The organism is Blastococcus sp. SYSU D00922, from assembly GCF_054050495.1.
Map to the genome: position 1 here is coordinate 74,463 of NZ_JBJGZL010000014.1, position 22,004 is coordinate 96,466.

24 protein-coding genes are annotated in these 22,004 nt (G+C 74.4%); 12 read left to right on the forward strand and 12 right to left on the reverse strand.

The window, feature by feature from the left end; all coding sequences use genetic code 11:
* Nucleotides 1-29: 29 nt before the first annotated feature.
* The gene (locus ACI78T_RS17675; protein ID WP_456559432.1) at nucleotides 30-962 is read right to left on the reverse strand and encodes a DUF5926 family protein; all 933 of its coding nucleotides are present in this window, start codon (nucleotides 960-962) and stop codon (nucleotides 30-32) included.
* Between the two features lie 58 nt (nucleotides 963-1,020).
* On the opposite strand from ACI78T_RS17675, the gene ACI78T_RS17680 reads away from it, so the two are divergent.
* The 4 genes from ACI78T_RS17680 (at nucleotide 1,021) to ACI78T_RS17695 (ending at nucleotide 5,504) form a co-directional block, all read left to right on the forward strand.
* A complete protein-coding gene (locus ACI78T_RS17680) occupies nucleotides 1,021-2,217 on the forward strand; it encodes a cytochrome P450 (protein ID WP_456559433.1) in 1,197 nt (398 codons plus the stop codon).
* Nucleotides 2,218-2,278: 61 nt separating this feature from the next.
* A complete protein-coding gene (locus ACI78T_RS17685) occupies nucleotides 2,279-2,911 on the forward strand; it encodes a class I SAM-dependent methyltransferase (RefSeq protein ID WP_456559434.1) in 633 nt (210 codons plus the stop codon).
* Between the two features lie 402 nt (nucleotides 2,912-3,313).
* Nucleotides 3,314-3,838 (forward strand): hypothetical protein, encoded by a 525-nt coding sequence (locus tag ACI78T_RS17690; RefSeq protein WP_456559435.1) that lies wholly within the window; start codon nucleotides 3,314-3,316, stop codon nucleotides 3,836-3,838.
* Nucleotides 3,839-3,887: 49 nt separating this feature from the next.
* A complete protein-coding gene (locus ACI78T_RS17695; RefSeq protein WP_456559436.1) occupies nucleotides 3,888-5,504 on the forward strand; it encodes a long-chain fatty acid--CoA ligase in 1,617 nt (538 codons plus the stop codon).
* Nucleotides 5,505-5,528: 24 nt separating this feature from the next.
* On the opposite strand, the gene ACI78T_RS17700 is transcribed toward ACI78T_RS17695, so the two are convergent.
* The gene (locus tag ACI78T_RS17700) at nucleotides 5,529-5,858 is read right to left on the reverse strand and encodes a rhodanese-like domain-containing protein (RefSeq protein ID WP_456559462.1); all 330 of its coding nucleotides are present in this window, start codon (nucleotides 5,856-5,858) and stop codon (nucleotides 5,529-5,531) included.
* 58 nt (nucleotides 5,859-5,916) lie between these two features.
* Here ACI78T_RS17700 and ACI78T_RS17705 point away from each other — a divergent pair, with 58 nt between their 5' ends.
* On the forward strand, nucleotides 5,917-6,432 hold the full coding sequence (locus tag ACI78T_RS17705) for a PH domain-containing protein (RefSeq protein WP_456559437.1): 516 nt from the start codon (nucleotides 5,917-5,919) through the stop codon (nucleotides 6,430-6,432).
* Nucleotides 6,429-7,892, forward strand: coding sequence for a PH domain-containing protein (locus ACI78T_RS17710; protein WP_456559438.1), 1,464 nt, complete (start codon nucleotides 6,429-6,431; stop codon nucleotides 7,890-7,892). The genes ACI78T_RS17705 and ACI78T_RS17710 overlap by 4 nt, the downstream gene beginning before the upstream one ends.
* Here ACI78T_RS17710 and ACI78T_RS17715 read toward each other — a convergent pair.
* Both ACI78T_RS17715 and ACI78T_RS17720 read right to left on the reverse strand, forming a co-directional pair.
* Nucleotides 7,876-9,108, reverse strand: coding sequence for a glutamate mutase L (locus tag ACI78T_RS17715; RefSeq protein ID WP_456559439.1), 1,233 nt, complete (start codon nucleotides 9,106-9,108; stop codon nucleotides 7,876-7,878). The two genes, ACI78T_RS17710 and ACI78T_RS17715, sit on opposite strands and share 17 nt — an antisense overlap.
* 81 nt (nucleotides 9,109-9,189) lie before the next feature.
* Nucleotides 9,190-9,894, reverse strand: coding sequence for a response regulator (locus tag ACI78T_RS17720; protein ID WP_456559440.1), 705 nt, complete (start codon nucleotides 9,892-9,894; stop codon nucleotides 9,190-9,192).
* Nucleotides 9,895-9,952: 58 nt separating this feature from the next.
* On the opposite strand from ACI78T_RS17720, the gene ACI78T_RS17725 reads away from it, so the two are divergent.
* The 3 genes from ACI78T_RS17725 to ACI78T_RS17735 all read left to right on the forward strand — a co-directional run bounded on the left by ACI78T_RS17725 (nucleotide 9,953) and on the right by ACI78T_RS17735 (nucleotide 12,099).
* Entirely contained in the window at nucleotides 9,953-10,687 is a 735-nt protein-coding gene (locus ACI78T_RS17725; protein ID WP_456559441.1) for a sensor histidine kinase, read from the forward strand.
* 213 nt (nucleotides 10,688-10,900) lie between these two features.
* On the forward strand, nucleotides 10,901-11,761 hold the full coding sequence (locus ACI78T_RS17730; protein ID WP_456559442.1) for a manganese catalase family protein: 861 nt from the start codon (nucleotides 10,901-10,903) through the stop codon (nucleotides 11,759-11,761).
* Between the two features lie 104 nt (nucleotides 11,762-11,865).
* Nucleotides 11,866-12,099 (forward strand): hypothetical protein, encoded by a 234-nt coding sequence (locus tag ACI78T_RS17735; protein ID WP_456559443.1) that lies wholly within the window; start codon nucleotides 11,866-11,868, stop codon nucleotides 12,097-12,099.
* A gap of 63 nt (nucleotides 12,100-12,162) precedes the next feature.
* On the opposite strand, the gene ACI78T_RS17740 is transcribed toward ACI78T_RS17735, so the two are convergent.
* From ACI78T_RS17740 to ACI78T_RS17765, 6 genes are all read right to left on the reverse strand, one after another.
* Nucleotides 12,163-13,821: a solute symporter family protein gene (locus tag ACI78T_RS17740; protein WP_456559444.1), complete on the reverse strand. Its 1,659-nt coding sequence runs from the start codon at nucleotides 13,819-13,821 to the stop codon at nucleotides 12,163-12,165.
* Complete coding sequence (locus tag ACI78T_RS17745) at nucleotides 13,814-14,197, reverse strand: DUF485 domain-containing protein (protein WP_456559445.1); 384 nt, start codon at nucleotides 14,195-14,197, stop codon at nucleotides 13,814-13,816. Before ACI78T_RS17745 ends, ACI78T_RS17740 begins: the two co-directional genes overlap by 8 nt.
* Nucleotides 14,198-14,384: 187 nt before the next feature.
* On the reverse strand, nucleotides 14,385-15,926 hold the full coding sequence (locus ACI78T_RS17750; RefSeq protein ID WP_456559446.1) for a sodium/solute symporter: 1,542 nt from the start codon (nucleotides 15,924-15,926) through the stop codon (nucleotides 14,385-14,387).
* A 19-nt stretch (nucleotides 15,927-15,945) separates the two neighbouring features.
* Nucleotides 15,946-16,332 carry a hypothetical protein gene (locus ACI78T_RS17755; protein ID WP_456559447.1) on the reverse strand — a complete coding sequence of 129 codons (387 nt, stop codon included), beginning with the start codon at nucleotides 16,330-16,332 and terminating at the stop codon, nucleotides 15,946-15,948.
* Nucleotides 16,333-16,335: 3 nt separating this feature from the next.
* Nucleotides 16,336-17,079, reverse strand: a complete 744-nt coding sequence (locus tag ACI78T_RS17760; protein ID WP_456559448.1) for a LytR/AlgR family response regulator transcription factor — start codon at nucleotides 17,077-17,079, stop codon at nucleotides 16,336-16,338.
* Nucleotides 17,076-18,200: a sensor histidine kinase gene (locus tag ACI78T_RS17765; protein ID WP_456559449.1), complete on the reverse strand. Its 1,125-nt coding sequence runs from the start codon at nucleotides 18,198-18,200 to the stop codon at nucleotides 17,076-17,078. The genes ACI78T_RS17760 and ACI78T_RS17765 overlap by 4 nt, the downstream gene beginning before the upstream one ends.
* A 199-nt stretch (nucleotides 18,201-18,399) precedes the next feature.
* Here ACI78T_RS17765 and ACI78T_RS17770 point away from each other — a divergent pair, with 199 nt between their 5' ends.
* Both ACI78T_RS17770 and ACI78T_RS17775 read left to right on the forward strand, forming a co-directional pair.
* Nucleotides 18,400-19,572 (forward strand): PP2C family protein-serine/threonine phosphatase, encoded by a 1,173-nt coding sequence (locus ACI78T_RS17770; RefSeq protein ID WP_456559450.1) that lies wholly within the window; start codon nucleotides 18,400-18,402, stop codon nucleotides 19,570-19,572.
* Between the two features lie 58 nt (nucleotides 19,573-19,630).
* Nucleotides 19,631-20,935, forward strand: a complete 1,305-nt coding sequence (locus ACI78T_RS17775) for a Rieske 2Fe-2S domain-containing protein (protein ID WP_456559451.1) — start codon at nucleotides 19,631-19,633, stop codon at nucleotides 20,933-20,935.
* A gap of 4 nt (nucleotides 20,936-20,939) precedes the next feature.
* On the opposite strand, the gene ACI78T_RS17780 is transcribed toward ACI78T_RS17775, so the two are convergent.
* Together ACI78T_RS17780 and ACI78T_RS17785 are read right to left on the reverse strand one after the other, a co-directional pair.
* The gene (locus ACI78T_RS17780) at nucleotides 20,940-21,089 is read right to left on the reverse strand and encodes a hypothetical protein (protein WP_456559452.1); all 150 of its coding nucleotides are present in this window, start codon (nucleotides 21,087-21,089) and stop codon (nucleotides 20,940-20,942) included.
* Nucleotides 21,086-21,334 (reverse strand): hypothetical protein, encoded by a 249-nt coding sequence (locus ACI78T_RS17785; protein WP_456559453.1) that lies wholly within the window; start codon nucleotides 21,332-21,334, stop codon nucleotides 21,086-21,088. The genes ACI78T_RS17780 and ACI78T_RS17785 overlap by 4 nt, the downstream gene beginning before the upstream one ends.
* A 97-nt stretch (nucleotides 21,335-21,431) precedes the next feature.
* On the opposite strand from ACI78T_RS17785, the gene ACI78T_RS17790 reads away from it, so the two are divergent.
* On the forward strand, nucleotides 21,432-21,983 hold the full coding sequence (locus ACI78T_RS17790) for a copper chaperone PCu(A)C (protein ID WP_456559454.1): 552 nt from the start codon (nucleotides 21,432-21,434) through the stop codon (nucleotides 21,981-21,983).
* The last annotated feature ends 21 nt before the right edge of the window (nucleotides 21,984-22,004 follow it).

Genomic DNA, 22,004 nt, shown 5'->3' on the forward strand with positions numbered 1-22,004 from the left:
GGTCGTGTGAGCGCAAACACTTCCGCGCCTCAGCGCAGGGTGATCTGCCGCGAGATCAGGCCGGCGCGGGCGCGGCGCTCGTCGGACGTGAGCGGCTCGGTGACCTGCAGGGCCTGCTCCAGGCGGCCCTGGAACTCCGTGGCCGGACCGACCCAGCTCTCCGCCGCCGCGTCGGCCGGCAGGTCCCACACCGGGACGACGAGGCCCAGCGCCCTGAACGCGCCGGCGTAGCGCGTCCCCTCGCCGAGCAGGATCTGCCCGGACGCCGAGAGCCGCGCCAGCGCGTCGAGCAGCTTCTCCTCCGGCTCCGGCCGGACCCACCGCAGGTGCGCGCGCTCGTCACCGGGGCGGACCCAGTAGGCGGCCTCGAGCCCCTCCAGCCGGACCGTGGGCAGGATCGCCTCGTTGGCGTGCTCGAGCCCTGCCAACGCCGCCGCGGACGGGTCGGTGCCCTCCAGCCAGAAGCCGAAGTCGTCGTGCACGGTCACCTCGAACGGCGCCGTGAGGTCGAGCAGCTCCTGCAGCCGCGGTCCGGCCGAGCCGGCGGCGCCGATCGGGCCCGGGTCGACCGGGGCGCCCGCGGGGGCATCGAGCGCGGCGGCCAGCGCGGTGCCGATGTCGCGGCTGACGTCGTCGGACGAGGTCTGCATCTGGACCCCGAGCACGATTTCCCCGTTGGCGCGCACGAGGGCCGGGGTGCCGCCGGGCAGGACGCTGGCGAGCGTGACCTCGCGGCCGTCCGTCGTCCTCAGCGTGGCGGTGGCCGCCGGCACGAGCTCCCGCAGGGCGACCCAGTCGGTCTCCCCCGGCAGGCCCTCGAAGGGCCGCGTCACCGGCGGCGCGTAGCCGGAGCCGTGGCAGTGCTTGTAGCGGCGGCCGGAGCCGCAGAAGCAGGGGGCCTTCGGGTTGATGCCCTCCGGCGCGGCAGCGGCGGGGGCGGAGGAGCGCTTGCGGGAAGCCATGCGGTGCAGCGTATGCGGGTGGCCCGGCCCGTTGCCGCCGTCCCTAGGGTCGGGAGACGTGGCACCGCTCGACCTCACCGACCCCGCCGTCGTCGCCGATCCCTACCCGGCCTTCGCGGCGGCCCGCGCCGTGGCGCCCGTGCAGTGGCACGAGGGGCTGGGGCTCTGGCTGGCCTTCACCCACGCGGAGTCGAACGCGGTCCTGCGCGACCGGCGGCTGGGCCGGATCTGGCGGGACAAGGAGCCGGCCGAGCGGTTCGGGAGCTTCAACCTCATCCACCGCAACGCGATCCTGGAGATGGAGCCGCCCGACCACACCCGGCTGCGGCGGCTGATCAGCACCGCCTTCGCCCGCGGGCACGTCGAGCGGCTGCGCCCGTGGGTCGAGGAGCTGGCCGGCACGCTCGTGGACGGGCTCGTCGAGCGCTCGGCCGGCAGCGAACCCGTCGACGTCCTGTCGGGCATGGCCGAGGAGCTGCCCGTCGCGGTCATCGCCGAGCTGCTGGGCGTGCCCGACGCCGACCGCCCGCTGCTGCGCCCGTGGTCCAACGCGATCGTGAAGATGTACGAGTACGGCCGGACGACGGAGGTCGAGGACGCCGCCGAGCGCGCGGCCGACGAGTTCGTCGCCTACCTGCGGCAGCTGGCTGCCGAGCGTCGGAAGCACCCGGGCGAGGACCTGCTCTCCCACCTCGTCGGCGTCCGCGACTCCGAGGGCGACCGGCTGACCGAGGACGAGCTGGTCACCACCTGCATCCTGCTGCTCAACGCCGGGCACGAGGCGACGGTGAACGTCAGCGGCAACGGCCTGCTGGCGCTGCTGGAGCACCCCGACCAGCTCCAGCGGCTGCGTGACGACCCGGCGCTCCTGCCGACCGCGATCGAGGAGCTCATGCGGTTCGACAGCCCGCTGCAGCTGTTCGAGCGGACCGCGACCGAGGACGTCGAGATCGGCGGGATCACCGTCGAGGAGGGGCGGAAGATCGCGGCCCTGCTCGGCGCGGCGAACCACGACCCTGCCGTGTTCGACGCGCCGGAGACCCTCGACGTCGGCCGCACCGACAACCCGCACATCTCCTTCGGCGCGGGCGTCCACTTCTGCATCGGGGCGCCGCTGGCCCGCGTCGAGCTGCAGGCCTCGTTCGGGGCGCTGCTCGCGCGGACCTCGCGGCTGGAGCTCGGCCGGCCCGCGCGGCGCCGTCCGGAGTTCGTGATCCGGGGCCTCGCCGAGCTGCCCGTCGTCCTCACCGCCTGAGGCGTTGCCGGACCGGCAACGGGAGTGGCCGTCCCGGACGTCCCGGGGTCAGGCTGCGCCCATGACCGAGGAGTACGCGGGCGACCCCGCCGTCCAGGAGCACTGGGACCGGCGGTACGCCGACCGGGAGCAGCTGTGGAGCGGCCGCCCCAACGGCGCGCTCGTCGCCGAGGTCGCCGGCCTGGCGCCGGGACGGGTGCTCGACGTGGGCTGCGGCGAGGGGGCGGACGCCGTCTGGCTGGCGCGTGCTGGCTGGGACGTGACCGCGCTCGAGGTCTCCGGCGTGGCGCTGGAACGGGCCGCCGGCCACGCGAGGGACGCCGGTGTCACCGTCCGCTGGGTGCACGCGGGGCTCGTGGAGGCGGGGCTGCCGCCGCGGTCCTTCGACCTGGTGTCCGCGCAGTACCCGGCCCTCCTGCGCACGCCGGACGCCGCGGCCGAGCGCGCGCTGCTCGACGCCGTGGCGCCGGGCGGTGTGCTGCTGCTGGTGCACCACGCGGGGATGGAGCACCACGAGGTGCTCGACGGCGGCGACGACCCCGCCGACTACGTCTGGCCGTCGATGGTCGCCGCGATGCTGGGCGACGACTGGCGCGTGGAGGTGGACGAGCAGCGGCCCCGCGTGATCCCGGAGGGCGGTGCCGGTGCGCACCACGCCGAGGACGTCGTCCTGCGCGCCCGCCGGCTCCGGTGACCGCGACCGGCCCCGCCGTTACGGAACCGAGACGTAGCGGTGTAGCTCGTCGCCGCCCGGCCGAGGCGTCTTCCTGGTGCGGTCTCCAGGGAGGACGACGACATGGTGCGCTGGACCGACGAACCGGGCGGAACGCGGGCCCCGCACGGGCGGGCTCTCCGGAGGCCCTCGCGGCGCGCCGCGGCGCTGCTCGTCTGGTCCGCCGCGGCGCTGCTGGCGGTCGCGGTCGTGCTGACCGTGCGGCCCGGGCCGGGGACCGCGCAGCCCGCGCCCACCACCTCCGCGGCACCGTCGTCAGCCGCGGAGACGCCGGCGCCCCCGACCACGCCGGGCCCGTCCACCCCGTCTGCCGACCCGGTCGCGCAGCGGGAGCTCCAAGCGGTGGCCGCCGGACTGCCTCCCGTGAGACTCAGCTCCCCGGTCGCCTGGGACCGGTGGCTCCCCGGGAGCAAGCCCTATCCCGGCGTCGACACCGCGGACGACATGTCCACCTGCCCGCGGCTGACCGACCGGCTCGAGGCGGTCCTCGGCGTCGAGATGAGCTACTGGAGCGGCACCCTCCCCCAGGGGCCCAGCGGGTGCACGTGGGTCCCGGTGCCGCTGCAGTACGGCCTCGACCCCTACGACTACGCCTACCTGGCCGACGTGGGCTTCCTCTCGGACGGCACCACCACCGAGCAGATGAGCCGCGGCTTCTTCCACCGCCAGGGCCAGATCTGCCCGAGCACGAAGGCGCCGGCGGTCGGCGACGAGGCCTTCCTGGTCAGCTGCGAGGAGCTCGACGGCACCACCTACGTGCTCGCGCTGCCCGACGCCCGCGGCCGCGGCATCTGGGTCCTGAACGTCAGCGCGCGGTCGGACGCGGCGCACCCCGCGACCGACCTGCTCGTGCCCGTCATCGACGGGGTGGTCAGCGCCTTCGGCTGAGCCGCGACCACCTGTGGAACGTGAGCGTGGTCACTGGCAAACTCCGGCCATGCGCGGGCTGATGCAGGACTACCCCCTCACCATCGACTCGATCTTCCGGCACGTCGAGCAGCACTACGGCGACGGGACGATCGTCACCAACAACCCCGGCGGGAAGACGACGGCGACCTACGCCGAGTGGGCCGAGCGCACCCGCCGGCTCGGCGGCGTGCTGGACACCCTCGGCATCAGCGGCGACGGCCGGGTCGGCACGTTCGGCTGGAACAGCCAGCGCCACCTCGAGCTCTACTTCGCCGCACCCTGCACCGGACGGGTGCTGCACACCCTCAACGTGCGGCTCTTCCCCGAGCAGCTCACCTACATCGCCAACCACGCCGAGGACGAGGTCGTCTTCGTCGACCGCACGGTGCTGCCGCTGCTGTGGCCGCTGATCGACACGATGACGACCGTCCGGCACGTCGTCGTCATGGACGACGGCGGCGACAACGAGATCCCCGACGACCCGCGGGTGCTCGACTACGAGACGCTCCTGGCCGACGCGCAGCCGGTCGAGTTCCACGTCGAGGACGAGAACCTGGCCGCCTCCATGTGCTACACGAGCGGCACCACGGGCAACCCCAAGGGCGTCGTCTACTCGCACCGCTCGACGTTCCTGCACACGATGGGCGTGATGGCCCCGAACGCGTTCGGGCTGGGCATCCACGACGTCGCGATGCCGGTCGTCCCGATGTTCCACGCCAACGCCTGGGGCATCGCGCAGGCGGCGCCCGCGGCCGGCGCCTCGCTCGTCATGCCCGGTGCGCTGATGCAGCCCGAGGCGCTGGCGAAGCTGATCGTCGACGAGGGCGTCACCTTCACCGCGGGCGTGCCGACCATCTGGCAGGGCGTCCTCCCCCACCTGGCGGGCAAGCCGCACAAGCTGCGCGACATCGGCTGCGGCGGCTCGGCCGTGCCCAAGGCGCTGTCGGAGGCCTACCGCGAGCAGGTCGGCATCCCGATCCTGCAGGCGTGGGGCATGACCGAGACCCACCCCGTGGCGTCGTCCGGCGTGCTGCCCAACCGCTACGAGAACGCCGACGACGAGACGAAGGCGACCCAGCGCGCCCGCGCCGGCATCCCGTTCCTCGGCGTGGAGGCCCGCATCGTCGACGCCGACACGCTCGAGCCCCAGCCGTGGGACGACAAGGCCACCGGCGAGCTGCAGGTCCGCGGTCCGTGGTGCGCGAAGGACTACTACAACCCCGACGCCGGCGTCGTCCTCACCACCGAGGACGGGTGGATGAAGACCGGCGACGTCGCGGCGATGGACCCCTACGGGTCGATCCGCATCGCCGACCGCACCAAGGACCTGATCAAGTCCGGCGGCGAGTGGATCAGCTCGGTCGATCTGGAGAACGTGATCATGGCCCACCCGAAGGTGAAGGAGGCCGCGGTCGTCGGCATCCCGCACCCGAAGTGGGACGAGCGCCCGCTGGCCTGCGTCGTCCTGAACGAGGGCGAGGAGGCGACCGAGGAGGAGATCCTCGACTACCTCAAGCCGCAGGTCGCCAAGTGGTGGCTGCCCGACGCCGTCGAGTTCATCGACGAGGTGCCCAAGACCAGCGTCGGCAAGTTCTCGAAGAAGGACCTGCGCGCCAAGTTCGCCGAGTACGAGCTGAAGAGCTGAGGGGACTTTCTGTACAGGAAGTCCCTAGCGGACGAAGGGGGGCTGGCCGGTCTCGCTGACCATCGGCTTGCCGGCCGCCTCCCAGCCGCCCATGCCCTCGGCGACGTTCACGGCGTCGTAGCCGTTGTGGTTCAGCCAGGCGGCCACCCGGGCTGACCGGCCGCCGCTGCGGCAGGTCACGTAGACCGGGTCGCCCTCGGGGACGTCGTCCAGGCGGGAGGGCACCTCGCCCATCGGGATGTGGGTCGCGCCCTCGATGTGGCCGTGCACCCACTCGTCCACCTCGCGGACGTCGAGGACGACGGCGTCGTCGGGCAGTTCGCGGACGGAGACGGTCGGGACCTGCTGCGGCATCACGCGTCCCATCGTGGCACGCGCTGACGGAGAGCCGGTCGCTGACAGGATGGGCGCGATGACCACCGTCCCGCCCTCGCCGGTGCGCGAGCCGGCCTGGCCGCTGTCCCGGTCGGCGATCGGCCTGTGGGTGACCGAGAACGTGATCAGCAGCCTGTTCCTCGGCATCGGGGCGGCGCTGTTCGTGATCTTCGTGCCACCGGACGCCCCCGGCCCCTTCCCGGTGCTGCGCTGGGTGATCCCCGCCGTCGTGCTGGTGGGCTCGGTGATCGCCATCGGCATCCAGCCGTGGGTCCGCTTCCGGGTGCACCGCTGGGAGGTCACCGGCGAGGCGGTCTACACGCAGACCGGCTGGCTGACCCGGACCTGGACGCTCGTCCCCATCTCCCGCATCCAGACCGTCGACGTCACCCGCGGTGCCCTCCAGCAACTGTTCGGCCTCTCGACCGTCGCCGTCCTCACCGCCTCCTCGCAGGGCACCGTGCGCATCTGGCACCTCGAGGCCGACGTCGCCCAGCAGGTCGCCGACGACCTCGCCCACCGGGCCGAGCAGGTCCGCGACCAGGCCACGTGACGACGCGGACCAGCGGGCCGCCCCCGGCCGGCCGGCGCACCTCGCCGCGCATCGTGCTGGTGCACACGGCGACCTTCCGCCAGGCCCGCCAGTTCGTCCCGGCCGTCATCCCGGTGGTCGCGGCGACCGGTTTCGGCGGCGGGACGACGACGGTGGTGGTCCTGGTCGTCGCCGTCACCCTGCTGTCGCTGCTCACCGCGCTGCTCTCCTGGTGGCGCTTCACCTACGCCGACGGGCCGACGTCCGTGGTCGTGACCCGCGGCCTGCTGTCCCGGTCGGTGCGCACGGTCCCGAACGACCGGATCCGCGGCGTCGAGGTGGAGGCCGGTCCCCTCCACCGCCTGTTCGGACTGGTGCGCGTGCGGATCGACGCCGCCGCCGGTGCCGCGGACAAGGACGAGGAGCTGCTCGTCGACGGCGTGAGCAGGGCCGAGGGCGACCGTCTGCGGGCCGCCGTCCTCACCCACCGTTCGGCGCCGGTCGTCGAGCAGGCGGAAGCGGAGTCCGAGGAGGTGGTCGCCCGCTTCGACAACCGCTGGCTGCTCTACGCGCCGCTGGTCGGCAGCTACCTCGCCGTCCCGTTCGCCGCCGTCGGCGCGCTGTTCCGCCTGGCGCAGGAGCTGCCGGAGCGCTTCCGGCCCGACCTCGACGGCGTCCACGTCTCCGGCGTCCAGGTCCTCCTCGTCGTGCTCGGCGCGGGCCTGGTGGTCCTGGTCGTCGGCTCGGTGATCGGTGCGGCCGTCGTCAACTGGGGCTTCCGGCTGACCCGGCGCGGCGGCTCGCTGGTGGCCGCCCGGGGCCTGGTGACCACGCGGCACACCGAGCTGGAGATCGACCGGATCCGCGGCTGGACCCTGTCGGAGGGCCTCGGCATGCGCTGGGTCCGCGCCGCACGCTCGGGCGCGCTCGTGACCGGGCTGGGGGACGCCGCCCGGCGCGGGCAGCTGCTGCCCCTGGGTCCGCGGGAGGAGGCCCGGGCGCTGGGCGTCCGCCTCGTCCCCGATCCCGGGCCGCTCGTGCCCCACCCACCCGCCGCCCGGCGCCGGCGCATCGTGCGGGCGCTCATCGCGGGGCTGGTCGTGACGGCGGCCGGTGCGGTGGTCACCCCGCTGCTGGGCTGGTGGTGGCTGCTGGCCGCGGGTCTGGTGCTGCTCGTGTTCGGCATCCCGATGGGACTCGGCCGGTACGCCGCCCTCGGGCACGCGGCCGGGGAGAGCTCGTTCGCCGTGCGCGGCGGCTGGCTGGTGCGCGAGGAGGCGGTGATCCAGCGGCGGGCCGTCGTCGGCTGGGAGGTGCGGCAGTCGCCGTTCCAGCGGCGCGCGGGCCTGGCGACCGTCACCGCCTGCGTGGGCGCCGGCCGCGGCGGCTACGTCGCCGTCGACATGGCCGCCGAGGAGGTCCCCGCCTTCACCGCGGCGGCGTCCGACCGGTGGGCCGAGGGATTCACCCGACCGGCGTGACGAGCCCGCGCGCGAGCGCCGCCGCGGCGTCCGGCTGCTCGGCCGCCAGCAGCCCGACGGCGGCCAGCACGTAGCTCCGGTCGACGACCACCGGCGTGTCCCGGAGCACGCTGCCCGCGCCCCCGGCGTCGGTCGAGATCCGGGCGACCACGCCGTCGACGGCCGGCGGGTCCGCGTGCCGGAACACGCCACCGGACAGCACGACCAGCCCGGCCGAGCGGGCGCTCGCACCGCCCGGCCCGTAGCCCGCCTCGGCCCGGAGGTGCCGGCGCAGCGCGATCGTCGCGGCCGCCTCGCCCAGGGCCAGCGGGTCGTCACCGGGCTCGGGCAGGCCCTCGGCAGCAGCCGCCGCCCGCAGCGCGTCGCCGCTCCACGAGACGCCGAGGTCGCCCTCCACGGTGCGCCGCCGGGCCGGGATCCCGACCGCCTCGCGGCCCAGGGCCGCCTGCTCGGCGTCGGGGTCGGGCACGCAGTAGACGTCGGTGGTCGCGCCCCCGACGTCGAGGACGACGACCGGCCCGGTCGCACGCGCCAGCACGGTCACGCCCTCCAGCACGGCGTCCGGGGTGACGGCGCGGACCCACGCCCGCAGACGGGGGTCGGTGGACAGCCGGTCGCCCCCGATGACGTGCTCGAGGAACACCTCGCGGATCGCCGCCCGCGCCGACTCGGGCGCGAGCCGGCCGATGTCGGGCAGCACGTTCTCCGCCTCGTGCACCGGCAGTTCCCCGGCACGCAGCACGGCCGCGACCTCGTCCCGCACGGAGGCGTTACCGGCGAGCACGATCGGGACAGACCATTCCGCACCGGCCAGCGCCGCGGCGTTGGCGCGCAGCACCGAGGACTCCCCGCCGTCCGTCCCGCCCACGAGCAGCACGACGTCGGGCCCGGCCGCCCGCAGCGCGGCCAGCCCGGTGTCGTCGAGGACGCCCGCGGCCACGTGCACCACGCGGGCGCCCGCCGACAGCGCCGCCCGGTGCCCGGCCTCGGCGCTGATCAGCTCCTCGTAGCCGACCACGGCCAGCCGCAGCCCGCCGCCGGCGCTGGAGCAGGCGACCACCGGGGCCTCGCCGAAGCCTGCGGTGGCGGCGAGGACGCCGGTGACGACGTCGTCGAGCGTGGTCGGCGCCTGCGCCGTCGCCAGCAACCGCCCGGCGGGGTCGACCAGTGCGGCCTTGGTGAACGTGGAGCCGATGTCCACGCAGGCGACGGTCACCGGCGGACCTTATCGACGCGCCGATCCAGGCGTGACGATCACCGGGGCGGGTAGGCGGCCTGCGATGTGGTCGTGCGGGACTCAGCCGGAGGGCCGTCCCGCGCTGCCCGCGTCCCGGCCCAGGCCGACCCTCCCGGCCAGCGTCGCGGCCTCGACCCGGGTGGCCACGTCGAGCCGGCGCAGCAGGTGGGCGACCAGCCGCTTGGTGGTCCGCTCCGACACGTGCAGCGTCGTGGCGATGTCGACCGTGCTCGCCCCGTCGGCGATCAGCCGCCAGAGCCGCCGCTCGTCGGCGGTCAGGCGCTCGGCCACACCCTGCTCACCCGTCGGCTGGGCGTCGGCCAGCAGCTGCCGGAGCAGCGCCTCCGGCACGACCGACCAGCCGTCCAGCACCGCCAGCAGCGGCCGCACCAGCAGCTCCGGGTCGGCCGTCTTCGGCAGGAACGCGGCGGCACCGGCGCGCAGCGCCTCCAGCGCGGCGTCGGCCTCGGCGAGGCCGGACAGCGCCACCACGCGGACCAGCGGGTCGGCCCGCCGGATCGCCGCGATGGCCCTCGTCCCGCCGGGCGGCGGCATGTGCAGGTCGACGATCGCGACGTCGGCGTGGTGCCGGCGCACGAGCGCGGCGGCGGCCGAGGCGTCGTCCGTCGTCCCGACCACCCGGACCCGGCCTCCGCTGAGGCCCGGCAGCAGGAGGGAGAGGCCCCGGCTGAACAGCGGGTGATCGTCGATCACCACCACGTCCACCGGCGGTCCAACAGCGGCGCCGTCGTCGGTCTGACCCACGTCTCTCCTGAAGTGTTCGTCGGCCCGGCGCGTGCGCCGGGCCGACGTGGAGGTGCCCATGACCCTGACCGCCGACACCCCCGCCAGCAGACGCCACCGGGGCCTGATCAGCGACCTCGCCCGCGTCGTCCGCGACCACCGCCCCTGGGCCCGCCGCGCGGCGGCCGAGGAGGAACCGCCGCCCACCACCGACGACGCGCTCGTGCGTGCGCTGTGCCACGACATGCGCAGCCCGCTCGCCTCGCTGGAGGCGGCGCTCGGGTCGCTGGGCCGCACGCCCGAGCACGCCGCCGAGATGCTGGAGCTCGCCCGCGCCCAGACCGCGCACCTCGCCTCGATGCTGCGCACGGCCGACGCCACCGGTGGCGCGGTGCGCCGGAGCGGGCCCCGCGTCCTGCGCGACGTCGTCCAGGCAGCCGTGGCCGCGTCCGGCCTGCCCCGCTCGCAGCTGGCGGTCGAGCTGCTCGGGGAGGTGGGGGACGTGCCCGTCGGCGACGCCCGCGTGCAGCGCATCCTCACCAACCTCCTGGAGAACGCCCACCGCCACGGCGGAGGGTCACCGGTGCGCCTGACGGCCGCGAGCCGGCCGGGCTGGGTCGACCTGGCGCTGGCCCAGGACGGTGTCCCGGCCGACCGGGTCGTCGGTCACCTGCGGACCGCGCGCCCACCGCTGGACCTGACCGGCCTGGGGCTGTGGTCGGTGCAGCGGCAGACCCACGAGCTGGGCGGCCGCGTCGTGTGGGAGGACGACGGCGCGCGCTTCACGCTGACCGTCCAGCTCCCCGACCGATGACACCGTCGTCCTCCGGACGACACCGCGGCCACGTGCCGTCCCGGACGGCCGACGAGCGCGTCCGTCGCGCCTGCGCGGGACCCTCCGGGCCCCACTCGGCCCGCACATTGGCACCACCGGGCCAGGGGTCGGCACCGGCGGGCCAGCGGGGGCGGGCAGGTCCCTGGTGCCACCGCAGCGGCGGCGGCATCGACCGCGCACCAGGGAGAGCCCGTGTTCACGCACACCCACGCACTGCAGTACGAGGCCAAGCCCGACGGTCCCGACCCGGACTTCGCCCGCAAGATGCAGGAGGTCCTCGGCGGGCAGTGGGGCGAGATGACCGTCGCCACGCAGTACCTGCTGCAGGGCTGGAACTGCCGGCTGCCCGGCAAGTACAAGGACCTGCTCCTCGCCATCGGCACCGAGGAGCTCGCGCACGTCGAGATGATCGTGACGATGATCGACCGGCTGCTCGACCACATCCCGCTGAAGCCGGACGCCGCCGACCGGTCGAAGGAGGCCGCCGCCGGCTACGGGCAGCACAACCCGCAGCACCCGATCGTCAACGGCGCCGGCGCCAGCTACATGGACTCCATGGGCAACCCGTGGACCGGCGCGTACGTGACGGCCAGCGGCAACCTGTACGCCGACTTCATGTACAACGCCACGGCCGAGATGCAGGGCCGGCTGCAGGTGGCCCGGCTCTACAACATGACCGACGACCCGGGCGTGAAGGACATGCTCCGGTTCCTGATCACCCGCGACCACTACCACCAGCAGCAGTGGCTGCACGCGCTCGAGAACCTCAAGGAGGACGGCCTCGAGGGCGTCCCCGTGCCGGAGGCCTTCCCGCTGGAGGAGGAGGTCGCCGACCTCGGCTACACCTTCATCGACGCCTCCGACGGCCCGGAGGCGGCGTCCGGCCGCTGGGCGTCCGGCCCCTCCTACGACGGCCGGGGCACCTACTCGGCCCGGCCGATCGAGGCCACCGCCGACGCGCCGATCCTGCCCCCGGGTGACCCGCGGCTGTACCCGACGCCGCAGACCGACACGAAGAACCTGCTGCAGAAGGCCAAGGACATGCTCACGTGAGGTCCTGACCTCACCCGCTCCCAGCGCCGTCGCCGGCCCGGCGGCCGGTCCTCCCGGGGACCCGGCCGCCGGCCCGGCGGGACGCCTCCACCGGAGGTCTCGCCGTGCACCTGCACCTGCCCCACCTGCCAGCTCCGCTGGTGGTGCTCACGCTGCTCTACGCGACCGCGATCGCCGTCGCCCTCGCTCACCCGGGCGCTCCCACGCTGGGCGCCCTCGTCGTCCTCGCGGGGCTCACCACCCGCCTGGTCGCCCGCCACCGCCGCTCCGTCGCCCGGGCGGCCGTCGTCCTCACGCCGGAAGCCGCCCCGGCACCCGCCCCGGCCGCGGCGGCCTGACCGTCGCCGGGAACGCGCGTGGCGCGCGCCCCCCGGCAGGGGACGCGCGCCACGCGACGTGCCTCAGTGCTGGACGGCCTTCTCCGCCCCGATGCCGGTGAAGGCACGCACCTCGAGCTCGGCGGTCTTGAGCTCGTCGGGGCGCTCCTTCGACAGCTTCGTGCCGAGCCAGCCCAGGAAGAAGGACAGCGGGATCGACACCAGGCCGGGGTTGTTGAGCGGGAACCAGGAGAAGTCGACGTCCTGGAGCAGCGACGTGCTCTTCCCGGTCGTCGGGTTGATCGGCCCGCCGGAGACCACCGGCGAGAAGATGATCAGCACGATGCAGGAGATCAGCCCGCCGTAGATCGACCACAGCGCGCCCTGGGTGGTGAAGTTTCGCCAGAACAGCGTGTAGAGGATGGTCGGCAGGTTGGCCGAGGCCGCCACCGCGAAGGCGAGGGCCACCAGGAAGGCGATGTTCAGGCCTGCCTGCAGGGCGAGGATGCCCAGGCCGATCGAGATCGCCCCGATCACGACCGCCGTGAGGCGGGCGACGCGCACCTCACCGTTGGGCGGCACCTGTCCCTTCTTGATGACCGAGGCGTAGACGTCGTGCGCGAAGGACGCCGACGCGGTGATCGTCAGGCCGGCGACCACCGCCAGGATCGTGGCGAACGCGACGCCGGCGATGATGCCCAGCAGCACCGTGCCACCGAGCTCGAAGGCCAGCAGCGGCGCGGCGGAGTTCACGGCCCCTGGGGCGCCGAGGATCCGCTCGGGGCCGACCAGCGCGCCGGCGCCGTAGCCGATGATCAGGCTGAACAGGTAGAAGATGCCGATCAGCCAGATGGCCCAGACGACCGAGCGGCGGGCGTCCTTGGCGGTGGGCACCGTGTAGAAGCGCATCAGCACGTGCGGCAGGCCGGCGGTGCCGAGCACCAGGGCCAGGCCGAGCGAGACGAAGTCCAGCTTCGACGTGCTCGTCGCGCCGTACTGGGCGCCGGGAGCCGCCACGTCGCGGCCCTCGACGGCGAGCTCCTGCGCGCCGCCGATCAGCGAGGACAGGTTGAACCCGTACTTGCCGAGCACCCAGACCGTCATCACGAAGGCGCCGACGATGAGCAGCGTGGCCTTGATGATCTGCACGTAGGTGGTGCCGCGCATGCCGCCGACGAGGACGTAGAAGATCATCAGCGCGCCGACGATGGTCACGACGATCGCCTGCGCCGCCTCGCCGGTCACACCCAGCAGCAGGGTGACCAGGCCGCCGGCGCCACTCATCTGCGCCACGAGGTAGAAGAGGCAGACCGCCAGTGTCGAGATGGCCGCGGCCATGCGGACCGGCCGCTGCCGCATCCGGAAGGCCAGGACGTCGGCCATCGTGAACCGGGCGGTGTTGCGCATCAGCTCGGCGACCAGGAGCAGCGCCACCAGCCAGGCGACCAGGAAGCCGATCGAGTAGAGGAAGCCGTCGTAGCCGAAGACGGCGATGGCACCGGCGATGCCCAGGAACGAGGCCGCCGACAGGTAGTCGCCGGCGATGGCGAGGCCGTTCTGCGTGCCGCTGATGTTGCGGCCGGCGGCGTAGTAGTCCGCCGCGCTCTTGTTGTTCCGGCTGGCGCGGAACGTGATGAACAGCGTCACGAGGACGAACGCGCCGAAGATGGCGATGTTGACGGCGGGCTCGCCGATGGTGCCGCTGTCGGCGGCAGTCACGTCGACGGCGGAGAGGTCAGGCACGGGTCGCCCCCTGGGTGTCGGTGCCGCGCGAACCGGCGTAGTCGTGGTGCTCGAGGCGCTCGCGCATCTCGTCGGCGATCGGGTCGGTGTTCTTGTTCGCGTGGTTCACGTAGAGGTGCGTGATCACGAACGTGGAGACGAACTGGCCCAGCCCCAGCAGGAGCCCGATGTTCACGTTGCCGAAGACGTCGGTCGCCATGAAGTCGGGCGCGTAGGTGGAGAGCAGGACGTAGAGCAGGTACCAGGCGAAGAACGCGAACGTCATCGGGAAGGCGAAGGCGCGGAAGCGCCGCTTCAGGTTGACGAACTCGGGGGAGTTCTGGGCGGCCAGGTACTCCTCCGGGCTCAAGAGCCGACGTTCGGTGGGCTCGGACACGGGGCGGCCTCCTGGGCTGGTTCCGGCAGGACGGGACTCGGGTGCGATTGTGAGCCCCGTCACGGTAGAAGCGCGCGTCCGCCCGGTCAGCGGGCCGCGCGGACGCTGCGCCGAGCGGCGACCGCCCGTCGGCGTACGGCAGGTCCGGCGGGACGAGCGGTCGGGGTGGAGACGGTCTCCGGACGGCTCAGCGGGGCGGGTTCCCCGCGGCGGGGGTCCCGCGGTCGAGCTGCACGGCCTCGGGCGTGTGCAGCCTGACCATGGTGCGGGCGGCGTGCCGCGGCACCCGGCGAGGGGTCGCCAGCGAGACCACCACCATGGTGAGGAACGCGAGGGGGACGGTCCAGGCCGCCGGCTGGGCGAGCAGGGCGCCCGGCCAGCCCGCCGGGGACGCGCCGAGCAGGGTGCCCAGGACCGCGCCTCCGGCGCACCCGCCGCCGACGAGCATGCCGGCGATCGCGCCGACGTCGGTGAGCCGGCGCCACCAGATGCCCAGCACCAGCAGCGGGCAGAACGTGGAGGCGGCGAACGCGAAGGCCAGCCCGACCGCCTGCGCGACGCCCACCCCGTCTGTGAGCAGCGCGAGCCCGAGCGGGACGAGGACGGCGACGACGGCCCCGGCCTGGAAGGCGCGGACCCCGCCGAAGCGGCGGCCCATCACGTCCTGGCTGATCACCCCGGCGACGGCGACGGTCAGCCCGGACGACGTCGACAGGAACGCCGCGAACGCCCCGGCCGTGGTGAGCGCGGACAGCAGGTCGCCCGGCGTGCCGGCGAGCATGCGGGCCGGCAGCTCCAGCACCACCGACTCCGTGCGGCCGCTGGCGATCAGGTCCGGCGCGTAGAGCCGGCCGAGGCCGCCGTACACCGGCGGCAGCAGGTAGAAGAGGCCGAGGAGGGCGAGCACGAACAGGGTCGTGCGGCGGGCCGCGGCCCCGTCGGGGTTGGTGTAGAAGCGCACCACAACGTGCGGGAGGCCCATCGTGCCCAGGAACGTCGCGATGATGATCGAGTAGGTCGTGTACAGCTCGTGCCGGCCGGTCCCCGCCAGGGGTGAGACCCACGAGTCCCCGGCCGCGCCGCCGACGTCGACCGAGGCGGGCGAGACCCCGCCGTCGCCGAGCCAGATCGTGGCCATGAACAGCAGGGGGAACAGCAGCGCGGTCAGCTTCAGCCAGTACTGGAACGCCTGGACGAACGTGATGCTCCGCATCCCGCCGAACAGCACGTTGACCAGCACGACGGTCGCCACCAGGACGCCGCCCAGCCACGGGCCGGTCCCGGTGGTGGAGGCCAGCGCCAGTCCGGCACCCTGGAACTGGGGCATGAGGTAGAGCCAGCCGATGGCCACGACCAGCAGCGCGGACAGCCGGCGCACGCCGCGGGACTCCAGCCGGCTCTCGGCGAAGTCGGGCAGCGTGTAGGCGCCCGACCGGCGCAGCGGTGCGGCGACGAGCACGAGCAGCACCAGGTACCCCGCCGTCCAGCCCACCGGGTACCAGAGCATCTCCGTGCCGAAGGCGAGCACGAGGCCGGCGACCCCGAGGAACGACGCGGCGGAGAGGTACTCGCCGCCGATGGCCGAGGCGTTGAGCCCCGGCCGCACCGTGCGGGAAGCGACGAAGAAGTCGCTGGTGGTGCGGGAGAACCGCCAGCCGTAGGCGCCGACGGCCAGCGTGGCCACGAAGACCGCCGTGACGCCGAGGACGCTGTAGCCGGCGGCGGTCACGGCCGGTCGCCGGGGCGGGTCACGACCGGTCCACCACGTCGGCGAAGTCCCGCTCGTTGCGTTCCGCGGCACGGACGTAGAGCCAGCCGATCGCGAAGAGGAACGGGTAGACGGCGAACGCGAGCAGCAGCCAGGGCAGCGGCACCGCCAGCACCACGACCGAGGACAGGTCCGGGAAGAGCCAGAAGAGCAGCGGGATCCCGCCCACGAGCAGTGCGAGGGTCGCGAGCGCGAGCAGCGCCAGCCGCAGCTGGGAGCGCAGCAGCGAGGTCATGTAGACCTCGCCCAGCAGGGTCTGGGCGTCGATCTCGCGGGCCGCGGGGACGCGCTGCGCCCGCGCCGCGCCGGTGCGCGGGCTCGTGACGCGCACCCGGCGGGGCCGCGGCGGGGACGGGGCCTCGGACACCGCTCAGCCCCTGGCCGAGGTGCCCGGGCGCGCCCGCCGCACCAGGAGGTCGCGCAGCTCCCGGGTGTGCCGCCGGCTCACGCCCAGGTGGGTGCCGCCGACGACCACGGTGCACCGGCCGCCGTCCATCCGGACCTCCTCGACGTGCTGCAGCGCCACGAGCAGCGACCGGTGGATGCGCACGAAGCCGGCGTCCTTCCAGGACTCCTCCAGCGTGGTCAGCGGCACCCGCACCAGGTGGCTGCCCGACCGGGTGTGCAGGCGGGCGTAGTCGCCCTGCGCCTCGACGTAGCCGACGCTGGAGCGCGGGACGAACCTGGTCACGCCGCCGAGCTCGACGGCGATGTCGTCGTCCACCGGCGCGGAGCCCCCGGCCCGGGAGCCGACGACGCGGCGGACCGCCTCGGCGAGGCGGTCGTCCCGGACCGGCTTGAGGACGTAGTCGACGGCGCCCAGCTCGAAGGCGTCGACGGCGTGGTCGTCGTAGGCGGTCACGAAGACCACCGGCGGCGGCACCTTGAACCGCGACAGCACGCGCGCCAGGTCGACCCCGCTGAGCCCGGGCATGCGGATGTCGAGGAAGACGGCGTCCACGCTGCGCTCCTGGAGCAGCCGGAGCGCCTCGGTGGCCGAGTCGGCCGTGAGCACGGTGTCGATCCGCTCGTCCCGCTCCAGCAGCCAGCGGAGCTCCTCGAGCGCCGGGCGCTCGTCGTCGACGACGAGGACGGCCAGCCGGTCGACGGTCACGGGCGCACTCCGGGGGCGAACTTCGGGACCCGGACGATAACCTTCGTGCCCGCGCCGGGACCGGTCTCGACGACCAGGCCGTAGTCGTCGCCGAAGGCGGTGCGCAGCCGGGCGTCGACGTTGCCCAGGCCCACGGAGTCCACGGAGACGTCGCCGGCCAGGGCCCGCCGGACCTTCTCCGGGTCCTCCCCCACCCCGTCGTCCTCCACGGAGATCAGGCACTCGCCGCCCTGGTCTGCGGCGATGATGGTCACCGTCCCGGTGCCCGGCTTGCGCTCCAGCCCGTGCCGGACGGCGTTCTCCACCAGGGGCTGGAGGCAGAGGAAGGGGACGGCGACCGGCAGGACCTCCTGCGCCACCCGCAGCGTGACCTGGAGCCGGTCGCCGAAGCGCGCCTTCTCCAGCACCAGGTACCGCTCGATGGAGCGCAGCTCCTCGGCCAGCGTCGTGTACTCGCCGTGCCGGCTGAACGAGTACCGGGTGAAGTCGGCGAACTCCAGGATCAGCTCGCGCGCGCGTTCCGGATCGGTGCGCACGAACGACGCGATGGCGCCCAGGGAGTTGTAGATGAAGTGGGGGCTGATCTGCGCCCGGAGCGCCCGCACCTCCGCCTCCATCAGCCGCGTGCGCGAGGCGTCCAGCTCCGCCAGCTCCAGGTTGCCCGACACCCAGCGGGCGACCTCCGCCACCGCGCGGACGAGGCCCGCGGACGCGGAGGAGGTGAACGCCTGCAGGGTGCCGACCACCCGGTCCTCCACGACGAGCGGGGAGACCACCACCTGCCGCAGCCCGCAGCCGGCGTGCGTGCAGGAGAAGTCCTTGCGGTCGCGCACCACGGTGTTGCCGGACTCCAGGACGATGGCGGCGAGCGCCGCGGCGTCCTCCTCGTGGTGCGCGAAGCGGCCGTCCCACGCCAGGAGGGCCACGGTGTCGGTGAGCGCCACGGCCGGCACCCCGAGCAGGTCCCGCAGGTGCCGGATCGCGCGCTCGGCGGAGCCCGTCGTCAGGCCCTCGCGCAGCTCGGGCGCGGTGAGCGAGGCCGAGTGGAGGGTGCGGAAGGTCGCGTGCTCGGCCTCCGTGCCCAGGTGCCCGGGGCGCAGCCACCGCAGTGCCTCGCGCATCGGCGGCGCCTCCCTCCCGTGGGTCGGCCCACCGTCGGACGGTGAGCCAGCGCACGGTAGATCCTGCGGCATCGCGCACACCAGCGGACGCGGGCCGTGTCACCGCGTCGTGGCACGCGCCGGGGCGGCAGCTCCCGGCGGCGCGACAGCTCGGGCCCGGATCGGCGGCGGGGGTCCGTCCGGCTGTTAGGTTCGGCCGGTGGCTGCGGGGCGGAGCGGAGCGCCGCCCGGCGACCGGCCGGGCGGCCGGTTGACCCGCCCTCGGGACCGGGTCCTCGTCGTCGTGGTCCTGATGGCCGCGCTCTGGGCGCTGATCACGACCGCGTCGACCCCCGGGCTGGCCGTGGCCATGTACGGGCTGGTCCCCATCGTGCTCGCCGGCTACTGGTTCGGTCTGCGGGGTGCCCTGCTGACCGCCACCGCGGCCACCGCGATCTTCCTGGCCGACAAGCTGCTGTTCCCGCACCCCGACCTGGCGGGGACGACGCTCTGGCTGGCCGCGCTCAACCGCGCCCTGGTCTTCTTCTCGGTCGGGATCCTCGTGACGCTCCTGCTCGGCCGGGAGCGCTCGCTCACGCTGCGCCTCCGCGCCCAGGAGGAGGAGCTGGCCGAGCTCGAGTCGCTGCGCGCCGTCCTGACGCCGGCCGAGGTCCCCGACCGCCCCCACCTGCGCATCGCCACGTCCTTCACCCCGGCCGATGGGCTCGTCGCGGGTGACTTCTTCCTGGTCGTCGAAGGCCCGCTGGGCAGCACGACGATCGTGGTCGGCGACGTCGTGGGGCACGGCCTTGAGGCGGCCCGGTGCGCGGCCTTCGTGCGCGCCGCCTGCTCGACCTTCGGGCGGTTCACCAGCGACCCGGTCCAGCTCCTGCAGATGGCCAACGCGGCACTGGCCGAGCACGGGACGGCGGAGGCCCAGTTCGTCACGGTCGTCTGCCTGAACATCGCGCCGCCACCCGAGCAGGCCGTCCGCTGGGCCGCGGCCGGTCACGACGTGCCGTGGGACCTGGACACGGCCGCACCGCTGCCCGGTGGGCGGATCGGCACGCCGCTGGGCATCGGATCGGGGCCGCTCGCCGTGGAGGCCGGCTCCGCGGAGCTGGCGGGAGGCCGGGGGCTCCTGGTGTTCACCGACGGTCTCCTCGAGGGACGGCCGGCGCACCGCGACAGGTCACGCCCCCTGGAGCTCTTCGGCGAGGAGCGGGCCCGGCGGATCGTGCGCGAGCACCGGGGTGAGCCCCCGGCTTCCGTCCTGGAGGCCCTGGTCTCCGCGGTCGTCGACTTCGCCGGCGATCCGCCGGCCGACGACCTCTGCCTGGTCGCACTCCGCACCGAACCCGTCCGTTCGGGAGCGTCCGCGGCGACCGGCTGACCCACGACGTTGCCCGGTCCGTAACCCCGCGGGAACGCGGCACCGCTGCAATGGGGGCATGGGTTCGACGTCGACGGGCTGGTACCCCGTCGCGCGCGCCACCGACGTGGGGACGACCCCGCTCCCGGTCGGCGCCGGCGGCAGGGCGTTCGTGGTGGTGCGGCTGCAGCCCGGCGGCGAGGTGAGCGCCTTCCCGGCGCGTTGCCCGCACCGGCTGGTCCCGCTGGCCACCGCCACCGTGCGCGACGGCAGGCTGCAGTGCCCGGCGCACGGCTGGCGCTTCGACGGCGAGGGGCGCTGCGTGGACATCCCCTCGCTCGGCGCCACCGGCACCCCGCCGCCGCGGGCGGACCTGGCGACGCCCTGGGCGGTGGAGGAGCGGCACGGCTGGGTGTGGCTGGCGCCGGACCGGACGGCGACGCCCTCGCCTCCGCGACCTGTCGCCGCGCCGTCCCCGGAGCGACCTCCCGCACCGGCCGGACCCCCTGGGCCGCTGTTCGACAACCTCGACCCGTCCCTGGACCACGCCTGGCACCCGGTGGCGCTGTCCCGCGAGCTGCGACCGGGCGGCTGGCTGCAGGTCCGCCTGCTGGGCCGGAACCGGACGCTGCGGCGGGAGGGCTCCGCGCTGTCCGTCGAGCCACCCGTGCACGGTGTCCGCGAGCGGTTCGGCGTCATCTGGCTGGCGCCGGCGGAACCGGCCGACGTGCCGCTGGAGGTCCCCGAGGCCGCCGACCGCCGCTTCGTGAGCCGCTGGCTGCCGCCGCTGCGGTCACCCGGGCCGGCGGGCCCGATGGCCGACACCTTCCTCGACGCCACGCACGGCCCCTTCGTCCACGCCGCGACGATCGACCCGTCCGACGGCGCCGACGTGGGACCGCTGCAGGTTCAGCACGAGCCGGGCGGCTTCACCAGCGTCCAGGAGCAGTGGATCGACAACCCGGTCGACCCGGAGGTCGCGCTCGGCGGCCGCCCGCTGCGGCAGCGGCGGCGCACGACCTACACCTTCCGCGCCCCCTTCCAGCTCCGACTGCGGCAGGAGTTCCTCGACTCGGGGGCGACGACGACGATCGTCTACCTGCTGCAGCCGGAGGACCTCGACTCCTCCCGGCTCTACGTCTGCCTGCTGCTGTCGGCCGGGCCGGGGCAGCCGCTGCCGACCCCCGCGACGGCGGCCGGCCAGATCGCGCTCCAGCAGCGGATCCTCGACGAGGACATCCGGTCCCAGGCGGCGCTGCAGCTGGGCGGGCTGCCGCTGGACGGCCGCGACGAGCTGCACGTGCCGGCCGACGCCCGGGGGGTCGCCCTCCGGCAGGCGCTCTGCGACTTCGTGGCCGTGGGCCGGCGGCAGCTGGCCGCCTGACGGCTCAGTCCGGGTCCACCTCGGCGCCGCAGCCGGGGCAGGTGGTGGGCGGGTCCTCGTCGGCCACCCGCCCGCAGACGGGGCAGACCCGCCGCAGCAAGCAGGCCGGATCCCCGCCCTCGTCCGGTTCCGGGGTCGGGGGCGTCTCGCTCACGGGACGGGGACCGGGGCGCCGGTCAGCTCGGCGAGGGCCGCCACCACGTCGGGACGGCGGCCGGGCGGAACGGCGTCCGCGAGACCGCGCAGCTCGACCAGCCGCAGCTCGTCGTAGCGCCCGAGCAGCTCCCGGCCGAGCGGCGTGACGACCACGGCCACCTCCCGGCGGCTGCGCGGGGAGGGGTGGCGGTCGAACAGCCCGGCGGCCACAAGCCGGCTGACGTCGTCCTCGCTCGCCGTCATCTGCATGACTCCTCTGTTGCAGCACGACAACAGGTGGCATGGTGCCAGCCCTGTCGGATAGGAGGCGGACACGCATTTCTCGACGACAGGAGCTTCGATGTCCGCCCCGGCTGGATCCCGGTGCCGTCGGGCGGCGGTCGGTCTCGTCGCCGCCCTCGCCCTCACCGCCTGCAATCAGGACAACCCCGTCGCGAACGAGGGCTCCGAGGTCGAAGGCGGGAACGCCGGCGCCGACGAGGCGGTGACCGAGGACCTGAAGATCACTGCGCTGCTGCTCGACTACCCGGCCGACGGCCAGTGGGAGGAGGGCGAGGAGGTGCGGGTGTTCGCCGCCATCACCAACACCGGCACGACGCCCTACCGGCTCGTCGACGTCACCGGCGAGGACTTCGGGGACGCCGATCTCGTCGGGCTCGACGGCTCGGACGGCGCCATCGAGATCCCCGAGGAGGACAACGTGTACCTCCAGCCCGAGGGGCCGCCGACGGTGGTGCTGACGGACCTGGAGACCTCCCTGCGTTCCTCGCAGTCCATCCCGGTGACCTTCGTCTTCGACGACGCGGGCGAGGTGACGATGGAGGCGTCGGTCGCCTCGGCGCCCCCCGGTCAGGGCGACTTCACGGCCCCGCAGGACCCGACGGACGAGTGATCGGACCCCGGTAGGACACGC